General features: G+C 63.0%; 2 protein-coding genes. One reads left to right on the top strand and one right to left on the bottom strand.

Going from position 1 to position 2597, the window contains the following annotated elements; all coding sequences use genetic code 11:
* Positions 1-404, top strand: a 404-nt coding sequence (locus PF446_RS00825) for an energy transducer TonB (protein WP_298068752.1), incomplete at its 5' end; no start/stop codon positions are given.
* A 289-nt stretch (positions 405-693) separates the two neighbouring features.
* Here the strand turns inward: PF446_RS00825 and PF446_RS00820 are convergent.
* Positions 694-2544: a phospholipase D family protein gene (locus PF446_RS00820; RefSeq protein ID WP_298068750.1), complete on the bottom strand. Its 1851-nt coding sequence runs from the start codon at positions 2542-2544 to the stop codon at positions 694-696.
* Positions 2545-2597: the final 53 nt, after the last annotated feature.

The raw sequence follows: 2597 nt of genomic DNA, 5'->3' as shown, positions 1-2597 counted from the left end.
CTTCAGCCCATGATGCGCTCGCGCTGGGACCCGGGGCCCCGCCTCGGCACGCATGGGTCCCAGCGCGAGCGCATCATGGGCTGAAGCATGCCATCCACTACGGATCCAAAGCCGGGATCACGCCCAGAGCGCGTGCGGCCGAACCGCTGCCGGTATTCTCGCCGCCGCCGAAATATCCGATCCAGGCCTTGCGCGAGGGGCGTGGTGGCCTGGTGCGCATCCGCGCGCAGCTGGATGTCCACGGTCATGTCGCCGATGCGCAGGTGAACGATTCAAGCGGGGATCCAGACCTGGACCACGCGGCCCTGGTGGCCGCGAGACGCTGGCAGTTCCGCATGCCTGCGGATGCGCAGCGCAGCGTGGTCCTGCCGATCCGGTTTCGCATCGACCCGCAGGGGCGTTAGCCCCGGTTCAACGGCAGATTGTTGTCCGGGGTTCGGTCCAGGCGGGCGAACGCGTCATTGGACATGGTCGTTTCGTGACCTGACCCCAATCCAATCCCCGACTGCACGCAGTGGGAGGTGGCGCAATGCAGCGTGACGCCGACGCAATGCAAAAACCTTCGCCTGCTTTTAACACAGAGGCGGGGAAGGGGCGCCGCAGGCCAACATTTTCGCAGGGAACGTGACAGAGAAACGCGCATGCAGGCATGCCTGTAAACGCTCGCCCGCTCATCGCAAAGCCTCCGTAACCTCAGAGAATGCCGCTCAAGCCCACACCGAACGCGGTGATCATGCGCGTGTAGATGCTCTTGAACGGCATGGCGACTTCGGGGAAGTCGCCGACCGGCGTGTAGCACTGGTGGAACTTCGGATCCGTAGGCCGTAGCGGTTTGCATCCTGGATTGAGGGCGTAATCGGTGCCATAGCGGAACGGCCAGAAATCGAAGAACGGCAGGTGCTCGGAAACAGTACCGATCGCCTGGTTGAGGTAGGTCAGTACCGGTACCTTGGGCTGGCGCGGCGCGATGGTCCAGGCATTTTGCGGCTGTGTATCGCGCAGGATGGCCTTGCGCAGCTGGTCGGCGAAACGCGGGTCGTAGATGATCACGCCGGCCTCGGTGTTGTAGTGGTCCGAGCGTGGATCGAAATTGTGCGATCCGACCATCGAGAATGCACCGTCGACCACGATCGACTTGGCGTGCAGGCCAAAGCGCATGCCCGCGTTGATCAGTGGGGCCGGGCTGTTCCGGCGCCGGCTGCGGCGCATCTTGCTGCGTTTTTCGGGCGAGACGGCGACCGGAATGTTGTCCTCGGCGGGTGTATTGACTTCGGGCGGGTCGCCGGGATGCGGTTTCAGTTCGTGGATCTCGAAGCCGTAGTCCTTGAGATAACGCTTGCGGTGCTTGTAGGACATCGCGTACACCGCAAAGGCGTCGGTCGAGGCCAGCGAATTGGTCGACACGATGATGCACGGGGCCGGATGGTCCTTGTGCAGCTTCAGGAAAATCCTGCGTGCTCGGCTGCTCAGTACCAGATAAGGCGTTTGCAGCACGATCTGGTGTCGTGTGTCCGACAGCATGCTCATGATGTGTCGGGTCAGCTGTTCGTCCCGCTTGCGGTCGGGGTTGTCGGTCTTGGCCGGACGGTCCGAGTAGTAATCCACCGCACCCACGCGCAGCGTGTGGTCGAGGATATGTTGGCCAAGCCAGTTGGGATTTTCGGCCTGCGCACGCACGCGTGCCACGCGCACAGGATCGGTGTAGTCCGGTTCGGTCCAGTGCACAGGTTTGACCCCGGTCTGGCGCAGGATGGAGTTGACATCGCTCAGCCGGCTCATGGACGTGGTGCGCTTGTTGTTCCAGAAGCGAGAGAAGCTGATGGCCATGTCCCGGGCGGCCGGTCCGCCCACCAGAACGTCGCGGTCGATGTAGTTGAAATGCGGGTCCCAGCCGAAGTACCGGTTCTGGATATTGCGCCCGCCGGTGATGCCGATGCTGTCATCGACCAGCAGCAGCTTGTTGTGCATGCGTTGGTTGAACTGGAAGAAGCAGCACAGTATGCCGGCCGCAAATTCCAGCGGCGGGGTCTTGGAGTGTCCAAAGGTTGGATTGTAGAGGCGCAGCTGGAAGTCGTTGTCCAGTCGCGCCAGTCGCGCCAACATCTGGGTATTGGAGAAGGAGAACAATTGGTCGGCGATGATACGCACGTGCACGCCGCGCTGGGCCGCACGCACCAGCTCGTCCAGTATCAGTTTGCCGACATCGTCCGGTTGCCAGATGTACGTCTGCACATCGATGCTGTGCTGCGCGGCACGGATCAGGTTGATGCGCGCCGCCAGTGCCGCCTCGCCATTGTTGAGCAGGGTGACCACGTGCACCGGCTTTTGGGGCGTCGACAGGCGCATGGCATTGTCGGCTGCCGCCATCAGCGGCGAGGGGGTGGCGCAGTGGTCGGTGCGCGTGCAATCGGTCGTGGTCTGCTGGCTGGCGGTGATGATGGCCTGGGCCTGCCGCACATGCACACGCGTAACCGCACAGCCCTGCAGCAGGACCGATGCGCCCACCAGCAGCGCCAGCATAAATCGTAGGGATCGCGAGTGCATGCGTTGATTCTAACGAGTGCCCGGGCTGCTTTCGGCTGGGGCGGGTGATTCGG

Origin of the sequence: Oleiagrimonas sp., from assembly GCF_027858935.1 — a bacterium.
Lineage (GTDB): Bacteria > Pseudomonadota > Gammaproteobacteria > Xanthomonadales > Rhodanobacteraceae > Oleiagrimonas.
The sequence above is the reverse complement of the archived record's forward strand: the minus strand, read 5'-3'. Positions and strand labels throughout refer to the sequence as shown.